2 protein-coding genes are annotated in these 1990 nt (G+C 75.3%); both read right to left on the reverse strand.

Annotation, left to right across the window (positions count from 1 at the left end; translation table 11 throughout):
- Window positions 1-38: 38 nt before the first annotated feature.
- Entirely contained in the window at window positions 39-1142 is a 1104-nt protein-coding gene (locus NS331_RS25050; RefSeq protein ID WP_058644606.1) for a pentapeptide repeat-containing protein, read from the reverse strand.
- Window positions 1139-1990 (reverse strand): pentapeptide repeat-containing protein (locus NS331_RS25055; protein WP_193758216.1); only part of this gene is annotated, 852 nt, incomplete at its 5' end. The genes NS331_RS25050 and NS331_RS25055, both read right to left, overlap by 4 nt.

A 1990-nucleotide genomic window follows, 5' to 3' on the forward strand; every position in this document is an offset into this window, starting at 1 on the left:
CGGGCGGGGCGTGGAAGGCTTGGCGAAGAGCGGCATGGTCAGGAGGGGCGCGTGGCGCCGGGGGAGGCGGAAAGAGAGGACGCGGAAGGCGCCGGGGCGATGAACTCGCGCCGCCCGCGGTCGGGAAAGAGCGCCAGCGGCAGCCCGCGCGTGCCGCTGGCCTTGGCATAGACGCTGCGGATGCCGTCGAAGCGGCAGGCCTCGGCCTCGCAGCCGCTGAGGTCGGCGAAGTCGAGTTCGGCATCGCGGAAGTCGCAGTCGTGCAGGCGGCTGTCGCGCAGGTCGGCCTGCGGCAGTGCAGCGCGCGCGAGGTTGCAGCCGTCCAGCCGCGCCGCATTCCAGAGCGAGGCCTCGAGCCGCGCGCCGGCCAGACTGCATTGCGCGAGCACGGCGCCGCTCCACTGGGTCTGCCGCAGGTCGAGCCCGGTGAGCGCCACGCGCCGCAGCCGGGCCTGTGCGAAGCCGGCATTGGGCAGGCGCGAGCCGGCGAAGTCGCAGTCCTCGATGCGGGCCTCGGCGAACTGGGAGCGGGCGAAGTCGCAGTCCACCAGCTGGCTTCCTTGCAGCTGCAGGCCGGGCAGGACGCAGCCCGTCCAGTGCAGGCCGCGCAACTCGCCGGCCGGCAGGCGGGCCTGGCCGACCTGGCAGGACTGCCAGCGGCTGCCGGCGAGCTGCGCGTCCGTCCATTGGCAGGCTTCCCACACGGTGCGCGCGGCCTGGCTGTGCTGCCAGTCCGTGCCGTCCAGCGCGCACTGCACGAAGGCGCTGTCGTCCAGCCGGCAGGCCTGCCACAGGCTGCCGTGCAGCCGGCCCTGCACGATGCGCAGGCGCTGGTGGCGGCCCTGCTGCCAGCAGGCGCCCTGGAGGGTGCAGGCATGCAGCAGCAGGTCCTGCGTGTCGGCCAACTGCCAGTCGCTGGCAGACAGGTCGCAGTGCACGAAGCGCGCGTCGTCCAGGCGGGCGCTGCCCAGGCGCGCGCCGGCCAGGGTGCAGTTCAGGAAGGTGGCGCCGGTCCAGTCCTCGGTGCCGAGGTCGCAGCCGGACAGATCCAGCGCCTCGACCGGCAGGCCGCGGGCCTGGCGCTCGCGCGCCAGGGCGAGGGCGGTCTCATGCGCGCTGCCGGCGGTGTGCAGGCCGCTCACGGTTGCGCCTCCTTCGGCCGTGGCTGCCACACGCAGGCGGGCGTGGCCAGGGCCAGCGGGTCGCCCTGGGCGTCGATGCGCACCTCGCCCAGCCAGCAGGACTGCAGGATGGTGTCGCGCAGCGTGGCGCCGCGCAGGTCGGCGGCCAGCAGCACGCCGTGCTCGATGCGCACGCCCTGCAGCAGGCTGCCGCGCAGGTCGGTGCGCAGGGCCTGCAGGCAGTGGGCCTGCAGGCCGTGCAGGTCGGCCTCGCGCAGGTCGGCGCCGCTCCAGTCGACGCCGTCCAGCCGCGCCGTCTGCCATTGGCTGGCGCGCAGCGCGGCGCCGCGCAGACTGACGGCCGTGAGCCGGCTGCCGCGCCAGTCGCCGGGCAGCACGCCGGGCACGAAGCCGCAGCGCAGCAGCTGTGCCTGGGCGAAGCTGGCGCCGCCGAGGTCGCACTGGTTCCAGGCGCTGCGCTGCGCGTCCACCGCCGCGAAGCCGGCACCGGCCAGCGCCATGCCGCTGAAGGTGGTGCGTGCCAGCACCGTGCCGTCGAAGCTCGCGCCGGGCCAGCCGCCGCCGTGCAGGATGCATTCGCTGAACTGCGCGCTGCCCCAGCGGCTGGCGGGCGCCTCGCAGTGCAGCCACTGGCTGCGGTGGGCCTGCAGGCCGGCGGCGTCCATGCCGTCGAGGCGGCACTGCAGGAAGGTGCTGCCGGTGGCGCGGCCCTGCGGCCACTGCACGTCGGCCAGGTCGCACTGGGCGAAGGTGCAGTCGGTCAGGACGGCGCCTTGCAGCAGCGCGCCGCGCAGGTCGCATTCGCGCAGGGTCACCGCTTCCAGGTGCAGGCCGCGCAGGTCGCGGCC

The sequence above is a fragment of the Pseudacidovorax intermedius genome (assembly GCF_001476815.1).
Classification (GTDB): domain Bacteria; phylum Pseudomonadota; class Gammaproteobacteria; order Burkholderiales; family Burkholderiaceae_C; genus Xenophilus; species Xenophilus intermedius_A.